Here is a 17,631-nt window from a genome sequence, read left to right as displayed (position 1 = left end):
TTATTGAGAGTGATTGTGGATTCTTTAGAGATGGCACTAGCCGCTGATAATTTAGATGAGTCACCTAAAAAGTCTAATCTATCTGGCCTTCCAACCATTGCGGCGATTGCTACACCGCTTGGTCGAGGTGGCGTCGGGGTTATTCGTCTGTCGGGCGCACGTGCTTATGATATTGCTTGTCAGCTCACCGGTAAGTCGGCTTTTACACCGCGTATGGCCAGTTTTTGCCGTTTTTATCAGGCTGATGGCACGACCATTGATGAAGGTTTGGTGCTTTATTTCAAAGGTCCGCACTCGTTTACCGGCGAAGATGTCATTGAGCTGCAAGGTCATGGCGGCATGATTTTGCAAAATCAGCTGTTAGCGCGGGTGTTTGAATTGGGCGCAAAACAAGCGGGCGCAGGGGAGTTCTCTTACCGTGCCTTTGATAACGATAAACTGGATTTGGTGCAAGCAGAAGCTATCGCTGACGCTATTGATGCCACCAGTGCCGCTGCTGCCAGTAGTGCGATTCGCTCGCTTAGCGGTGAGTTTTCACAAAAAATTAATCAATTGCTTGAGCAGTTGATTCATCTGCGCTTGCACGTTGAAGCGGCGATTGATTTTCCCGATGAAGAAGACGTTGATTTTTTATCTGATGGGGTTATCCAAGATAAGCTTGAGCAAACGCAAGCTAAAATACAGCAAGTGCTAGCGACTGCTAAGCAAGGTCAGCTATTACGCGACGGCATTCATGTGGTGCTTGCTGGTAGACCCAATGCCGGTAAATCAAGCTTGCTGAATCGCTTAGCAGGACAAGAGCGTGCTATCGTCACTGATGTCGCAGGGACGACGCGCGATACGCTGCAAGAAACCGTCGTGCTTAACGGTTTGACGCTGCATTTGACCGATACCGCAGGTCTGCGTGAGACGGAAGATACGGTCGAGCGTATCGGTATTGAACGTGCCCGTACCGCTATCACGCAGGCTGATATGCTGCTGATGGTTTATGATGTGACTCGTGACCTTGAGAGTGACAGCACACCATTACAGTTGGCTGAACAGCTATTTGGTGAGTTGCCAGAAGCCAAGCGCTTACTGATTATTGCCAATAAAAGCGATTTATTAAACGATAGCAGCAGTAATGAGATAACTTCTATTTCGCAAGCAGAAATCAAGAGTCGCGGCTACGAACAGGTCAATGTTTCATGTGAAACAGGCGCGGGTATTGATGACTTAGTCGAAACCTTATGTGCTAAAGTAGGTTTTCATCCGCCAGAAAATAGCTTAATCGCCCGTACGCGTCATTTAGATGCGTTAAGAAGAACGGCTGAATATTTAGCAGAAGCTCATGAGCAGCTGACAGTTTTTAAAGCCGGAGAGTTAGTCGCAGAAAGCTTACGCCAAGCGCAGCATAGTTTGGGTGAGATTACTGGTGAATTTAGCGCTGATGATTTATTAGGTAAGATTTTCGGTAGCTTCTGTATTGGTAAATGATGTCATTATTGATGTCTTTAAGTTGCTTAGCCTCAAATTGCTTAGCCTTAAATATGTTTCATATTAATCATTAAATCTATTGTTCAGATACTATTGTTTATGCCGTAATTGCTCCTATAGCGCTTAATATTAAGACAAGGAATAGAGTATGCATTGCCCCTATTGTAATGCGTCAGATACCAAGGTTATCGACTCACGGCTGGCTGCTGAAGGCGCGCAAGTACGGCGCCGCCGCTCATGTAATAGCTGTCAGGAACGCTTTACGACTTTTGAGGTGGTAGAAGTGGTGATGCCGCGTATTATCAAATCAAGTGGCAAAATCGAACCTTATGATAATGATAAATTGCGCCGCTCGATTTTATTACCTTTACAAAAACGCCCGATTACCATTGATGAACAAGAAGCGATGATTAGCCGTATTGAAAAACGCGTACGGCAAATGGGTGAGCGCGAAGTCAGTAGTAAAGTGCTAGGTGAAATTATTATGAGTGAGCTCAAGACGCTCGATGATGTCGCTTATGTGCGCTTTGCCAGTGTCTATCGTGACTTTCAAGATATCGACGCTTTTCATCAAGAGATTGCCAATATCCGTCCTAATGAGAAATAAGCATGACTCATGCTAAGTGTTTAGCCTGCTTGCAAGTTTATATTTCTTACTCGCTCTACTCTATAAAATCTTTAATAATAATTATCAATCATTGATTAAGTCCACCTTTATGCCAAACTCAAATCATTCTAAAGATGCCAAAGACCGCTATTTTATGATGCTTGCCATTGAGCAGGCCAAGCGTGGTTTGTATACGACGCGTCCCAATCCGGCTGTCGGCTGTGTGATTGTGCAAGCAGACGAGGTAGTGGGTCAAGGTTTTCATCCTAAAGCGGGGCAGCCGCATGCTGAGGTTTTCGCCCTAAAAGATGCCGGTACGCGAGCCATGGGTGCAACCGCTTATGTGACTTTAGAGCCTTGTAGTCATACTGGGCGCACACCACCTTGCGCGCGAGCACTTATTGAATCCGGTATAAAACGTGTCGTCATCGCTGGTCTCGACCCTAATCCTCAAGTGGGTGGTCGCGGTGTGAAACTGTTAGAAGAAGCGGGCATAGCCGTAACCGTTGGCGTGCTAACCGCGCAAGCAGAAGCCTTAAATAAAGGCTTTTTAAAGGCGATGCGCAGCCAAATGCCTTATGTCAGGCTTAAGATTGCCACCAGTCTTGACGGTCGTACGGCCATGGCGTCTGGAGAGTCTAAATGGATTACGGGCACGGCTGCGCGTGAAGATGTACAGAGACTACGCGCGCAAAGTGGCGCTATTATCACGGGTAGCGAAACGGTCATCGTTGATAATCCGCAATTAAACGTACGCTCAAATCAGTTAGGTGTCGCGCCTGAGCAAGTGCCGCCGCCTAAGATAGTGATACTGGACAGACGAGTGCGACTAAAACACGATTTGCAATCTGACTATCAGCTATGCCGTCGCTCAGATACATTATATTGGCGGGAAGAGAATTTAATCGAATTATTAAAAAGCCTAGTGCGCGACTATCAATGTTATGACGTACTGGTAGAGGCAGGAGCAAGTGTCGCTGGTAGCTTTTTACAACAGCAACTGGTAGATGAGCTCATTGTCTATCAAGCGCCTTGCTTATTAGGCACGCAAGCACGACCTATGGTTGCTATCAGTCCGTTATCGTTAGCGCAGCAGCTACGTTTCGATATTCACTGTCATGAGCAATTGGGCGCTGACCTTAAGCTTACCCTATACCCTTTATAAACCTTCTGCTAGATACTCTTGTTTTTCAATGTTTTATCCACAAGATTAGACCTATTGATAGGGTATGTGGATAAATATAGTGGTTTAATGAAGGTTTCACATGAAACTGTGTATAACTTTGTTTCACATGAAACTTATTAGTGGTTATTGATAATAGTGTTTATAATTAATTTATTTAAAATCAATAACTTATGTATATTTTTTTATTTCTAATAAAAAATTAGTAAGAAATAGACTTTCTGTGGATAACTCTTTAAACACCAAGGTTTTAACCCTGCTATGTCTTGAATTATCTTTAGTTATCCACAACTTATCCCATAATTCTTCTTATTCTCGCTAAGATTAATAAATGTCATAGCTAGCATAAAATCTAATAGTTGCCATTATTGACGGATTGATTGATGGATTCACATGAAACAATAGGCTTAAATAAATATATTCTGCCTTTAACGGCAATAAAAAATGAAAAGAGGTTGATATGTTTACCGGAATTATAGAAAGCGTCGGCAAAGTAAAGTCTATGCAGCCGACTGGCGGTGATATCCGTCTAACGATAGAATCTGACGGTTTGGATTTTAGTGATGTAAAACTGGGAGATTCGATTGCTTCTAATGGCATCTGTTTGACCGTGGTCGAGTTTGGTAGTAATTACTACTCTGTTGATGTTTCACGTGAAACGATTACTCGTACGGCTTTAGCGGAATTAAAGCCAGGTCATATCGTGAACCTAGAGAAAGCAATGTTACCGACCACCCGTTTTGGTGGGCATATCGTCGCCGGTCACGTCGATGGCGTCGGTGTGGTCAGTAAGCTGCAAAAAGATGCGCGCTCTATTTATATCGAAGTTGAGATACCACACGAGCTGGCGCATTATACGGCGACCAAAGGTTCTATTACCCTTGATGGTATCAGCCTAACCACCAATTTAGTACGTGACAATATCGTTGCGCTGAACATCATTCCGCATACCGCGCAAGTGACCAATATAGCGCAGCATTGGTTGCTAGGAGCTAAGGTCAATGTGGAAGTGGATATCGTGGCGCGCTATTTAGAGCGTTTATTGAATAAATCACAAGCAGATAGCTCAAATACAACCAGTCCACAGAGCAAGATTACCGAGGCGTTTTTGGCAGATAATGGTTTTATGAAATAACGGCTAAAGTCTAAATTTATAACTGTCCTTCTGGTGATTTAGCTGTGATGCTGTCCTGATAAGGCTGGCAAATATTGCAAACGCTTACTAGGGCGTGTCCTCAATTTAATCGATGGACATCTAAATGGTCTAAAAATGGCTAAATTTTGCTAAACTTCGTCAAATAGCTGGGTAATATCCCGATATTAACTGCACTATTTTCCTTGTTTGGCTACAATTTATCTCATTTTTATCACCATTTTTAAAATGAGGACATGACCTAGTTTTTAATAAACGTTTGCAAAATCTCTTGCAGTTTAAGTTTATTAATAGGCTTGGCTAAGAACTCATCCATGCCAACTTGCAAGCAGGCGCTGCGATCCTCTTCGGTATTATTTGCCGTCAGTGCCACGATAGGAATATCATCCCCTTGCGCACGAATCGCTTGGGTCGCTTGTAGTCCATCCATCACTGGCATCCGGCAGTCCATCAAAATAAGCGCAATTTCTTGGCGCTGTTCTTTTAACTTATCTAGCGCTTGCTGCCCATCTTCTGCAACCACACTACGATAGCCAAGTTTCGCCAATATTTTACAGGCTATTTTTTGGTTGGTTAAACTGTCTTCTACCACTAAAATCAATGGCGCTAGAGTTTCGCTGCTAGCTTCATCTGTAGATGTGACTAATTGGCTACTATTTTCTTTAGTGTCCTCTTCAATATTTTCTGGTTGACTCAAAGTTTGCCTAACAGCCAAGGTCAAACGCAGTAATTCAGAGAGTAACAATGCCACATCAATTGGCTTGTTTAAAAAGCCGTCACACCTATCTAATAGCATAGACGGAATACGGCGTTCAGCTTTCATGCTAACCAATATCTTTGGCAGCGCAGTATCGGCAAGCAAACTGTTTAAAGCCTGTTGTCTATCAATATAAACAGACAATTCATCTTCCGCTTTTTTATGCAAAGCTGCTATATTTTCTGTGTTTATGCTTTTTATTTTTTCAAAGTCTATATCTTTATCACTGGCTAAGGCTTGATTGGAAAGCGCGATATTTACCTCTTCATAGTATTCATAATCTAGCAGCAAGATAGGGGCGAGGCTCTGCTTCTCTTTTGCTAACCTCTCTCTCAGTTGCTGTAGCGTGCTTCTGTCTATAAAAGTCGAGATGGTGGCTGGTATCGATAAATAGGCGCATAAACGGCGCAGATAGTCAGCACGCAGCGGTTGTTTGATTACCGCAAGCAGATGAATCTGGGTCAGATGGGGATTAAGGTGGTAGACCGGCTGATAATTTGGCCGCTTGCAAGGCAGGTAAAGATTAAAAGTACTGCCTTTAGCTACCGTGCTTTTTATTTCAATAAAACCAACCAATAAGCGCGCAAAACTATTGGCATTATTTAACCCGAGCCCTTTCTCAGTGCTGTTATGTTGAATGTAGTTAAGGTTCTGGTTTTTGCTTGGGTTATTGACTTGATGGTTGTTTTGGCTGCTTTGGCTTTGGCGGTTATTTTGATTATTGTTTTGATTAAGATAAGTCAATAGCTGATGTTGCTTCGCTATATCGATGCCTATACCGCTGTCTTTTATACTAAATCGAACCCAATCATGTGCGGCATGACTGGCGTTTTCTTTATTAATTTCAGTGTTTTCAGGCGTGTTAGTATCTTTATTTATGTCTATCAAAGTTCGGTTCTTGATGGACAATACTTCTGTATTGCTCACCGTATCAATGGTCAATGCCACGTAGCCAGCCGTGGTGAATTTGACCGCATTGTCTAGTAAATTTCGTAATATTTGTTGCAGGCGTTTATGGTCAGTATCGATACAACGTGGGCTGTCCGGTGTAAAAAAGTAAAGGAGCTCTAGCCCTTGGTTTTTCGTCCTTTCTACGACTGATTGACTGACTTCTTGCCCAAGTTTATACAGGTCAACCGCCTCAATATTTAGGCGGGTTTTCCGCACCTCTATCTCACCGATATCTAGCATGTCATTAAGCATGGTAAGCATAGAATGACTGGTTTGAATTAAAGTTGTGACAGTTTTATTTTGTTTAGCGGTTAAGGTGCTAGGGTCAATCGGCTCTAAGGTGTCAATCATCGCCTCTAACGGCAGGCGTAAATCATGACCCATCGTCGATTTAAGGGTATTAAACTCATCAAGTTGGCGTTGTAGCTGCTGGTTTCGTTGTTGTAAGTCCACACTTTGATTGACCATCTCATTGATATTATTCAGCAGTACCGTAAAGCCATGTACTTGCCCGTGCTCACCAAACCACGGGGTAATATGCAACTGATAGGCTTTTTTATTATGTAATCCATACACCAATAAGGTACGAGTGACACGTAGCTCTACCAGTTTATATAATAGTGCCTGAGTTGTTTCGTCTTCTGCAAAGACAAAATCCGTCAATTGATAATTGCTATCGCTTTGAAAGGGCGTTGCAAATACTTGCTCAAAACGCTGATTAAAAAAGCTGATTTGACCATGTCTCATAATCATCAGCATGGGCAGCGGCGCATGATCAACCAAACGCTCGAGACGATGTTTTAGGGTGGTAATGCGTCGGTGATTATTATGCAGCTGATAACTGATACGGCTAAGTGCGTGCCCTAAGCGCAAAAACTCAGCCGTGGTTTTCTTTTCAATAAACGGCGGCGTGACGTAGGCATCTTTGGCATGGCTGCTTAACTCATCGGTATAAACGAGGAGCTGTTCCCAGTTGGCACGGCGTTTGAGCGTATAGAGTAATGCCATGGTAAAAAACATGATGGCTATCATTAAAGGCAGCCAATAGCGATACGATATCCAATTGATATCGAGCGGCTTATGACGCAGGATGGTATAAATCTTATGACCACTTTCAAGCTCAATGGTGCCGATTAAGGCATTATTGTTTACCGTAGAGGCACTATAATGATTGCTACTAGAAGGCAGTGAAGCGATGACCTTGGGAAAGGTAATACCCCTAAACTCACTCTCATTAGGACGGGTATGACGATGAATATAAGTCTGTCCAGATGGCATCATAAAAATAAGCTGATAGCTGATGTCTTTTAGAAACGGTTTTTTTAAAACCTTTTTAATGTCAGTATTGTCAGGGTTGGCAAGCTCAGAAATCTCATACTGCAATGCATAAAAGCTCTCTATGCTGTCTTGCTTATTATCCTGCCTTATCTCATAAAACATGGTGAAGTAATACACTGACAACATCGCCAATAATGTCAGCGTATAAAAAATCAGCAAGCGTTGTAGAGACTGGAACTGTTGCATAAAAGCATGACCCTAAATCGACCGTAAGTCGGTGTGATGGCGCATCGTAAAATAATGATAAATCTGACAGATTTGCTTGCTATGACTTATTTGATGAATAAGTAGCTGAGCCTGCTTACTATTATAGAGATAAATAGCACCATTAATAGCGCTGGATGGCTGCTATTACAATCATGGCACAACACCACAAACTCACCTATAATAGGCAAATTAACCATAAATAATGCCTGACTATGACCACACTTGCTGCACAATCTGATATATCTATTGACGCCAATCAACCTAAGCAAACTTTTATCACTGGGGCGCAGAGTGCCGCCAGCCCTTTAAGAGTGATATTTGCCGGTACACCGGAGTTTGCTGCTGTCAGCCTTGAGGCGCTTATCAAGCAGCAAGACGCATTGAATATAGATATCGTTGCGGTTTATACCCAGCCTGATCGCAAAGCAGGGCGCGGGCAAAAGTTATCAGCCTCTGCCGTCAAGCAAGTGGCATTGGCGCATGGTATTGCGGTTGAGCAACCAGTTACCTTTAAAAAATCTAGCACAGAAGGTATGGCAGCACGTGAGAATTTACGTACTTATCAGCCTGATGTGATGATTGTCGCGGCTTATGGTCTGATTTTACCAATTGGCGTATTGACCACGCCTACTTATGGTTGTCTAAATATCCATGCTTCGCTGTTGCCACGTTGGCGCGGTGCGGCGCCTATTCACCGTGCATTACTGGCTGGCGATGCTGAGACCGGCATTACTATTATGCAGATGGATAAGGGGCTTGATACCGGTGATATGCTCCACAAGGTCAGCGCGCCTATTGAAGCCAATGATACGGCTGCGAGCCTACATGATAAAATGGCTGAGCTTGGCGCTGCGGCAATTAAGACGGTATTAAAAGACTTGGCGCATTATCAAGCGCAAGCAGTAGCCCAAGATGACAGCCAAGCCAATTATGCTGAAAAATTGGTCAAAACCGAAGGCGAAATCGACTGGACGCAATCCGCTACTGAGATTGAGCGACAAATTCGTGGGCTGACGCCATGGCCAGGTGCTTACACTTTTTTAGCAGGGCAGCGGGTTAAAATTTTAGCCAGCTTACCTGTGAACCCATCACAGCAAACCAATGAGCCTGCTGGCACTGTCATCAGCGTCGGCCGCAAAGCGATACTGGTCGCTTGTGGCAAAGAAGATGAGACCAAACAAAAAAGCAATGAAGAATCAGCCACGACTTTGGCTATCACTAACTTGCAGTTCGCTGGTGGCAAGCCGATGACTGCTGAGCAAATTTGCCATGGTAATCAGTTAAATGATGGCGACCAGTTTACGACCGATTCGAAATAACCTACGCTAAATTAAATCTGTATATTTTAATATCGGTAATTTAATACCAAATAATCCAACTTTTATCAGACGCGATCGACCAGACGTCAAGGAAATCCAATTTAATGAGACAAACCAACACTGCGCCAAGAAACAATAAGCTCAAACCATCAAGCAACCTGATTATGAATGGTAGCGTACGTGTACGGGTCATTCGCACTTTACTGGCCATTCAAAACGGTCAGTCGCTTGCCAGCGTCCTTGATCCGTTACTCAACAGTCTACATGACGGCGATAAAGGTTTTGCCCATGCGCTACTACTAACGACATTACGTCAGTGGCATGCACTGGCGCGTTTGCTCGATACCTTAGCTGACAACCCTATCGATGAAGTTGAAGTTCGAACCACCATTCAAGTGGGCTTAGTGCAGTTGCTGTATTTGGAAGTCGCTGACCATGCGGCAATTCACGAAACGGTTGAAGCGGCAAAAGAGATTGATTTTGCCCATGCAACAGGTTTAATCAATGCTATCTTGCGTAAAGTGGCTAAGAATCCTAGTAAGTTCCGTAAGAAGTGCGATAAAAAGCATAGCCTACCGAATTGGCTCGCCTATCAGCTTAAGCAAGACTGGAGCGAGCAGTATGATGAGCTGACCCAAGGTTTGCGCCAAGCGGCACCGATGTTTTTACGCGTAAACTCAGCGGTTAGCTCAGTAGAGGATTATCAGCAAGCACTTGATGGGGCAGAAATTGATGCAGACATCGTTGAGCTAACGAGTGGTTTTAATTTACCTAACTCATCAAATACAGCTATAGCAACAACGCTATCCACAAAAGGTCTCCGGCTACATCAAAGCACAGCCGTGAACGCTTTGCCTGATTTTGCTTTAGGAGTTGCCAGCGTACAAGACATGCATGCTCAACTTGCTGCGCCGATTATTAATAAAGCGTTAATGGCTAAAATAAGCACTGATAAATCTAATACAGACATTGATTCAGAAGCCAATAATAATGAGCTGCATATCTTAGATGCTTGCGCTGCACCTGGTGGTAAATTGGCTCACTGGTTAGAGCTCATAAGCGCTAATGACGAATCATCGTTGTTTCACGTGAAACAAGACGATGCTAAATCGACGCCTGTGACTGCTGATATTAAGGTAACGGCTATCGATAATGAAGCGCCGCGTATTGAGCGTATTCGTGAGAACTTACAGCGCTTAAATTTAAGTCAGCACGATTTACAGCAAGCAGAGAAAAGTGTCGCACTGAATATCGTCTGTGCTGATGCCACCAGATGGCAGCATGGGAAAAATAAAAAAGCGGCTACCAATGAGCCGGTATTTGATGCAATATTACTCGATTCTCCTTGTACCGCGACAGGCGTGATTCGCCGTCATCCTGATATCAGTATTTTGCGTACCGAAGAAGACGTTGAGCAAACCGCATTATTACAAGCCGATATTTTGCATAATTTATGGCCACAATTGAAAGCGGGTGGTTATCTATTGTATGTGACCTGCTCTATCTTAAAGCAAGAAAACGTCGAGCAAATGCAGGATTTTATCAGTCATCATAATGATGCGGTAGCGATTGAATTTACCGAAGACTGCAGTTGGGGCATCACGCAAGCAATCGGGCGTCAGTGCTTGCCGATTGATAGCGAGAGTGGTGATGGTTTCTATTATGCATTGCTTCATAAGACAATCGCATAAAACTGCTGAATAAACCGTTTTAAATATTGAATAACCTCATTATAGACAGGACAATCTAATGAAATATATCAGTACCCGTGGTCAGACAGCGCCAATGGATTTTAGTGATGTACTATTGATGGGTCTTGCGCCAGATGGCGGTTTGATGCTGCCTGAGCACTATCCAAACATTGATAGCACGACCCTTGATGAGTGGCGTACGCTCAGCTATCCACAGCTTGCCATGGCGATTATGCAGTGCTTTGCCACTGATATTCCTACGGCTGATTTGCAAGATATCATCGAGCGTACTTATACCGCTGAGATATTTGGTTCTGATGAGATTGTCCCTGTCCGTAAGCTTGAAGATGACTTATATATTTTAGGATTATCGAACGGTCCGACATTGGCATTTAAAGACGTTGCCATGCAGTTCTTGGGCAATGCCTTTGAATACGTGCTGAAAAGAAAAGACGCGCGTATTACTATTATTGGTGCGACCAGTGGCGACACGGGCAGCGCGGCAGAATATGCCCTACGTGGTAAAGACAATATCGAAGTCTTTATGCTGTCACCGCACGGCAAAATGAGCGAATTCCAGCGTGCGCAAATGTATAGTCTGACCGATGATAATATCCATAATATCGCCATCGATGGTATGTTTGATGATTGCCAAGATATTGTCAAAGCGCTGCAACAAGATGCCAAATTTAAAGCGGCTTATAACCTCGGTACGGTTAACTCTATTAACTGGGGTCGTATCCTTGCGCAAATCGTTTATTACTTTAAAGCCTATTTTGCCGTGACTGCTAACAATGATGAAAAAGTCAGCTTTAGCGTCCCATCAGGCAACTTTGGTAATATTTGCGCCGGTCATATCGCTCGCGAAATGGGACTGCCAGTTGACCGTTTAATCGTCGCGACCAATGAAAACGACGTACTCAACGACTTCTTTAATCAAGGCGCTTATCAGCCGCGTCCGACCGATAAAACTTACGTAACGTCCAGCCCATCAATGGATATCTCTAAAGCCTCTAACTTTGAGCGCTTTGTCTATCTACTACTCGACAAAGACAGCGCCCGTGTCAGCGAGTTATTTGAAGGGGTGAAATCCGGTCAAGGTTTTGATTTGTCTGACTTGATGGAGGCGGTCAATACGCGTTATGGCTTTGCTGCAGGTAAATCGACGCATAGCGACCGCTTGCAAACTATTAAGGCACTTTATGAGCAGCATGGTGAGCTAGTCGATCCGCACACTGCCGACGGTATTAAAGTTGCTAAAGAATTACAGCGCGAAGGTGAAGTGATAGTTTGTGCCGAAACGGCATTACCGGTTAAGTTTGCCGATACGATTGTCGAAGCTATTGGTCCAATAGAGATTGCTCGCCCTGCTCATACCGAAGGCTTAGAGGACTTACCGCAGCATGTGGTGGTGCTAGATAACAAGGCTGAGCTGGTCGCTGAGCAAATCCGTCAGCACGTGACGCCAAATCTTGCGTAGTCAGCTTATTTATATAAAGTATTCATTGAAATTAATATCCAATTAAAGGTTACGCTATTGTAATAAAGTGTTTATGATTGTGTTATGGTAGATATAATTGTAATATTAGAAACAGCGTCGGCGAGTCATCATCATGCTCGGCGCTTTTTTAGCAATCAAACCCGTCAATCATATCAGTCGACAACACTGAACAGCTGCTCTAGAAGCTTTATGATGGTGATACTTAAGCCTTTTATGTTTTTACTTTCTGGTCATTGTTTAATGACTAGAATGAGGTTTTAAACCTAAGTAATAGACTTAAGTAGACCAGATTCGACGCTAATAGCGCTACATATTGTGGATATAACAATGAAGATGAGCTTAAAAAATATAGCAAAAGCACTATTGGTGACGACATTTAGTGGTGCAATGCTGATGACCACTGCCCACGCTAATAATCCACCGCCGACCATTAAAGCGGATGCCCCTAATCGCTATATCGTCAAAAAAGGCGATACGTTGTGGGATATCTCAGGGCGTTATTTAGACAGTCCATGGCGCTGGAAAGAGATTTGGGCGACCAATAAGCAAATCAAAAATCCCAACCTTATTTATCCTAATGACATTCTTATTTTATGTGTGATACAAGGTAAGACTTTAATTGGCGTTGATACAGGCGAGGGCTGTGCGGGCGTTGAAAAGCAGTTGACGGGTAATGTAGTGTCTAGCACAGTTTCGGTCACTTCGACCGCTAATAGTATTCCGCCTATTCCATGGTCTGCGATTCAGCATTGGCTCGATAAGACCATCATTGTTAATCCAGCAGATTTTAATACCACGCCCTATATTTTAGCTTCTAAAAAAGGCAATTTAATTACAGCAAGCGGCGATAAAGTCTATGCTAAAGGCGTACCACTTATCGTTGGACAGCGTTATGGCATTTACCGTGAAGGCGAGAAGTATGTCGAGCCTAAAACGCAAAAAATCATCGGTTTAGAAGTCACCCAAGTTGCTACCGGTTTGGTCACGTCTACAGAGACCAATGGTGTGACTAGCTTGCAGCTGATTGACAGTTATGGCAAAGAAGTCCGTGAAGGCGATCGCGTTTTTGTAGAATTAAACAATTCTATCCCGCCGGTATTTTATCCAACGCCTGCCACCGTCAACCGTGGCGGTATGATTGTCCGCGTCATGGACTCTATCAGCTCAGCTGCTAAAGGCAGTGTGGTTGCTATCAATCTAGGTAGCACGCACGGCGCTAAACCTGGTGATGTGTTGACCGTTTATCAAAAAGGCGCGGTCATACGCGATATCAAGGACAACGATACCCCGGTACGTTTGCCAAGCGAGCCTAGTGGCATGGTCATGGTGTTTAATACCTTTGATAATATCAGTTATGCGTATGTGCTTGACTCTGAGCTACCGCTCAACGTCGGTGATCAGCTCTTACCACCGCCTTACTTATAATTGACTTGAGCGTCTATTGAGTCATTATCCCCGTCAGTTACTATGAGTTAAGCGCTTATGACCGCAGTCTCCTCTCTTTTATCCGATGAGCAGCGCGCAGTATTGGCGCTGTGGACTGAGGTCAATGCGTCGTTATCGGCTTATCATAAGCTAGTTACTTATTTTGGTAATGCCGAGCTTGCTTGGTGTGCCAAAGTAGAGGCATGGCGGCAGCTTGGCATTCATAGTACGCATCTTAAGCGTCACGAACAGCCACAGCAAACGCAAGCCACTATCGATGCCATCCAACAGGCATTGCTAGATAACAAATACGGTCTGCTATTTGCCGATCAGTCCGATTATCCTCCGCAGTTATTAGATATCTATGACCCACCGCCTTTATTGTTTTATCGTGGCGATAAAGCACGCTTGCAACAAGCGCAAATCGCCATCGTTGGGAGCCGCAAACCTACCACTCATGCCCAAAAAATCACCTTTGATATGGCGCAATATTTAGCGCAAGCCGGTTATATTATCACTAGCGGCCTTGCTATGGGCGTCGATAAGCGTGCACATCTGGGTGCTTTGGCTCAAGTTGATACAGAATATCAAGGTCGTACGGTCGGCGTGATGGGTACAGGGATTGATGTCAATTATCCCAATCATCATGATAAATTATTTAGCCAGATTATCGAGCAAGGTGGCTGTATTATCAGCGAGCTGCTACCGCATACGCAGCCACATAAGCATACCTTTCCGCGCCGCAATCGCTTAGTTGCAGGACTCAGCCTCGCGACAATTGTCACTGAAGCGACGATTCAAAGTGGTTCGCTCATTACTGCGCGCCTAACCTCTGAGCAAGGCAAGCAAGTCTTTGCGATTCCAAGTCATATCGACAATAGTAATGCCGAAGGCTGTCATCATTTAATACGTGAAGGCGCAACCTTAATTTATCATCCGCAGCAAGTACTCGAAGATATTAACAGTCAATTAGGCTATCAAAGCCATAACTACAATTCATCGGATAACGCAGAACTTAATATTGAGCAAGCAAATCTTAGTCAAAGCTCTCATTCTATAAATACAGACAACATCTCTACCACCACTATTGGTCAGTCGCCGCAGTCTAGTCTCAAATCTTCTTCCAATGCTATCGTTATTCCCGAGAATTTAACGCAGGTTTATGAGCAGCTTGACTGGCATGGACAAGATTTGGATGCATTATTAATCACTACTAATCTGACACCACCGCAATTGATTGGGCAACTCATGGAGCTTGAATTGTTAGGGGTTATCAGTGTGCAAGGTGGGCGTTATTTGCGGGTTTAGAGTTATGTTTTCTTTACTGTTAAGCTCCTCTATTTGCTAGTTTTTGAGTCTTTAGCCGAAAAGATTTTGGCAGTTTTAAACGCTACTTTTCGAGTCTTTCCGTGTCCTGTGTTATTATAAATGCTTAAATCTCTATCCTCTCGAAGCGTTTAAACCATGAAAGAATCCCTGTCATTTATTACTCATTCTGTCGTTCAAGCTGCTCAGTGGCTAAAAGAAGGCGAGTTACTTGCTTATCCAACGGAAAGCGTTTGGGGTATTGGCTGTGATGCTTATGATGAAGCGGCAGTTCAGCGCATTTTGAATATCAAACAGCGTCCACAAGCTAAAGGTATGATTGTCATTACCGATAGTGCAGAGCGTTTAGCGCCTTTATTAGACGCTTTAAAAGATCGTCAGCGCCAGCAAATCATCAAGAGTTGGCAGGCAGATAGTGACAATATAGCGCTACAATGCAAGCAAGCCCATACATGGTTATTGCCCATTCCGAGCACACTTACCACAACCATTCCTTCTTGGATAACGGGCCAACATCAGACTGTCGCGGTTAGAGTTATCGCCCATCCTACTATTCGTCAGTTGTGCCAGCAGATGGTTAGTGCTGATAACCCATTTGGGTTATTGGTTTCCACAAGTTGCAACCCGTCTGGTCATCAGCCTGCCAGTACCTTTGATGAAGCCTATGCTTATTTCGGCGAGCAAATAAGCTACTTACAGACTGAAACGTTAGGTTATACGTTACCGAGCCAAATCCGTGATGCCACCACAGGTCTAATCGTTCGTTAGGGGGTAGCAATCATTCAAACAGACAGTATTACTACTTAGTTTCACTATTGACAGAAATAAAAGAATAGCGCACTATGAGTCAAGAAGGTAGTTATAAATTATAGAAAATAGTGAGTAGATATCAATCATGAAACTAAATCCTGTGACCGAAAAGTTTATCTTACATTGGGGCGAAATGGGTTCGCAATGGGGCGTTAATCGTACCATGTCACAAATTCATGCATTGTTATATATCATCGGTAAGCCGTTAGATGCTGAAGAAATTACCGAAACCCTTGGTGTTGCTCGCTCTAATGTCTCAAACAGTATTAGAGAATTACAAAATTGGGGATTGGTACAAAAGGTTTCGATATTGGGCGACAGGCGTGATCATTTTACGACCAATACAGATGTTTGGGAGCTCGCACGTATCATTGTAGTTGAACGCCAAAAGCGTGAGCTGGATCCAACAGTACAGTTTTTACAAGAACTGATGGATAGTCCTGAGTTTGAACATGAAAATAGCGCAGTAAAAGCACGTATTCGTGATACCCAAGAGTTCGTTGATACAGTCACCACTTGGTCATCTGAGATGCTTAGACTACCGACTAACGCCCTTAAAAAAGTTTTGAAACTAGGCGCGAGTATAAAAAAGGTTCTAGGGTAATCTAACTATGTAAAAATAAAAATTTTTCAGTATATATTTCTGTTTTGACAGAAATTAATGTAAGTATGTAAGGTTTATATAAACCCCCTTTATTAGCAGTAATGACAAATGGATGTGTGAAATGAAAGCAAATAAAACACATAGTAATAAAGAGCAATCGATCAAAAATGCTGTTAGCTCAGTAGAGTGGCAAGACTTACGCCAACTGACTCGCGGCCAAATTGCTTACAACCTCATTTTGCCTTATCCGTTTTTATTGCTGTCGTGGTGGTTTGCTAGTCAATCTTGGTATGTAATGGCGTGCGTCGCGTCGTATCTATTTTTTGCTGCGGCCTTTCGCCAAGCTCACGATGGCTATCATCATAGCTTAGGTACGGGTAAACGTACGACTACCGCCATATTGCTGTTGCTTAGTGTGCTATTGATGACCAGCTTGCATAGCATTCGAGCTACTCATATGGCGCATCATCGTGACCCTCTAGGCGATAGTGATATTGAGGGCAGTTTGGCAAAAGTGTCATGGTGGCAAGCGATGTTAGGCGGCATAACCTATCGGCTCAATATCTATCGTCAAGGATTGCGTCTAAGCAGCCGTCGCAATCAAAACTTGGCTTGGTTAGAGTTTGGCTTAATTACTTTAGCCGTCTTAGTTGCCCTTGTATTGACCGCGCTTACTATCCCAACTCTTGCTATGTTAGCGCAAGTGTTGATGTATCACCTACTGACCATGATGTTGGCGAATGCTAGTGTTGGAATCATTGCTGTTTGGGGTGTGCATCATGATTGTGATGAAACGATAGCCCGCACTGAGCGTAACCCATTGGTCAATATATTGACTTTTAACTTACTCTATCACGTAGAGCATCATCTATTTCCTGCTGTGCCATCCAATCATTTACCTGAGCTAGCCAAGCGTTTAGATGCAGTAGCGCCACACCTAACCAAGCAGCATGTATTGCCCAATATATCTGCTGTTATGAACTTTATAAATAATAGATGGAACAAACTAAAAGATAATTATCACCATAGCAACGATAAGAACGGGTGTCCTATTCGTAAGCGTTTTGCATAATAGGCAGGCTATATAAAACTGAGATAATTAATTATCTATCAATTATTCATAATGAATTCACCACCCACTACCGTAGCCATATTTATACTAAGTTAATCATTAACTTTTATAGGATAAATATAATGAAAATGAATGATAAGGTTGATGCTTATCCTTATTTACAAGTCATTATCTTATTTGCAGGGATTGGTAGTGTTATTGGTGGGCTAAT

The 17,631-nt window shown here is 43.3% G+C and carries 13 protein-coding genes; 12 read left to right on the top strand and 1 reads right to left on the bottom strand.

The window, feature by feature from the left end:
- The first annotated feature begins 30 nt into the window (after nt 1–30).
- The 4 genes from mnmE to B3Q63_RS10840 all read left to right on the top strand — a co-directional run bounded on the left by mnmE (nt 31) and on the right by B3Q63_RS10840 (nt 4,401).
- On the top strand, nt 31–1,476 hold the full coding sequence (gene mnmE, locus B3Q63_RS10855; RefSeq protein WP_201626080.1) for a tRNA uridine-5-carboxymethylaminomethyl(34) synthesis GTPase MnmE: 1,446 nt from the start codon (nt 31–33) through the stop codon (nt 1,474–1,476).
- Nucleotides 1,477–1,624: 148 nt separating this feature from the next.
- Nucleotides 1,625–2,083: a transcriptional regulator NrdR gene (gene nrdR, locus B3Q63_RS10850; protein ID WP_149490272.1), complete on the top strand. Its 459-nt coding sequence runs from the start codon at nt 1,625–1,627 to the stop codon at nt 2,081–2,083.
- Nucleotides 2,084–2,192: 109 nt separating this feature from the next.
- Nucleotides 2,193–3,248, top strand: coding sequence for a bifunctional diaminohydroxyphosphoribosylaminopyrimidine deaminase/5-amino-6-(5-phosphoribosylamino)uracil reductase RibD (gene ribD, locus B3Q63_RS10845; protein WP_296176561.1), 1,056 nt, complete (start codon nt 2,193–2,195; stop codon nt 3,246–3,248).
- A 478-nt stretch (nt 3,249–3,726) separates the two neighbouring features.
- Complete coding sequence (locus B3Q63_RS10840; protein ID WP_296176558.1) at nt 3,727–4,401, top strand: riboflavin synthase; 675 nt, start codon at nt 3,727–3,729, stop codon at nt 4,399–4,401.
- A 259-nt stretch (nt 4,402–4,660) separates the two neighbouring features.
- Here the strand turns inward: B3Q63_RS10840 and B3Q63_RS10835 are convergent, their stop codons facing one another.
- Entirely contained in the window at nt 4,661–7,651 is a 2,991-nt protein-coding gene (locus B3Q63_RS10835) for a response regulator (RefSeq protein WP_296176556.1), read from the bottom strand.
- Between the two features lie 233 nt (nt 7,652–7,884).
- On the opposite strand from B3Q63_RS10835, the gene fmt reads away from it, so the two are divergent.
- From fmt to B3Q63_RS10795, 8 genes are all read left to right on the top strand, one after another.
- Nucleotides 7,885–8,991, top strand: coding sequence for a methionyl-tRNA formyltransferase (fmt, locus tag B3Q63_RS10830; RefSeq protein ID WP_296176554.1), 1,107 nt, complete (start codon nt 7,885–7,887; stop codon nt 8,989–8,991).
- Between the two features lie 104 nt (nt 8,992–9,095).
- Nucleotides 9,096–10,682: a transcription antitermination factor NusB gene (locus B3Q63_RS10825; protein WP_296176551.1), complete on the top strand. Its 1,587-nt coding sequence runs from the start codon at nt 9,096–9,098 to the stop codon at nt 10,680–10,682.
- Between the two features lie 58 nt (nt 10,683–10,740).
- On the top strand, nt 10,741–12,162 hold the full coding sequence (gene thrC, locus B3Q63_RS10820; protein WP_296176548.1) for a threonine synthase: 1,422 nt from the start codon (nt 10,741–10,743) through the stop codon (nt 12,160–12,162).
- A 348-nt stretch (nt 12,163–12,510) separates the two neighbouring features.
- Nucleotides 12,511–13,608 (top strand): LysM peptidoglycan-binding domain-containing protein, encoded by a 1,098-nt coding sequence (locus B3Q63_RS10815; RefSeq protein ID WP_201563847.1) that lies wholly within the window; start codon nt 12,511–12,513, stop codon nt 13,606–13,608.
- A 57-nt stretch (nt 13,609–13,665) separates the two neighbouring features.
- On the top strand, nt 13,666–14,916 hold the full coding sequence (gene dprA / locus B3Q63_RS10810) for a DNA-processing protein DprA (protein WP_296176545.1): 1,251 nt from the start codon (nt 13,666–13,668) through the stop codon (nt 14,914–14,916).
- Between the two features lie 156 nt (nt 14,917–15,072).
- Nucleotides 15,073–15,702 (top strand): L-threonylcarbamoyladenylate synthase, encoded by a 630-nt coding sequence (locus tag B3Q63_RS10805; RefSeq protein ID WP_296176543.1) that lies wholly within the window; start codon nt 15,073–15,075, stop codon nt 15,700–15,702.
- 127 nt (nt 15,703–15,829) lie between these two features.
- Entirely contained in the window at nt 15,830–16,348 is a 519-nt protein-coding gene (locus B3Q63_RS10800; protein WP_271133669.1) for a GbsR/MarR family transcriptional regulator, read from the top strand.
- Nucleotides 16,349–16,469: 121 nt separating this feature from the next.
- A complete protein-coding gene (locus B3Q63_RS10795; protein WP_296176539.1) occupies nt 16,470–17,420 on the top strand; it encodes a fatty acid desaturase family protein in 951 nt (316 codons plus the stop codon).
- Nucleotides 17,421–17,631 lie beyond the last annotated feature (211 nt).

This window comes from Psychrobacter sp. UBA2769 (assembly GCF_002352555.1).
Taxonomy (GTDB): domain Bacteria; phylum Pseudomonadota; class Gammaproteobacteria; order Pseudomonadales; family Moraxellaceae; genus Psychrobacter; species Psychrobacter maritimus.
The sequence above is the reverse complement of the archived record's forward strand: the minus strand, read 5'-3'. Positions and strand labels throughout refer to the sequence as shown.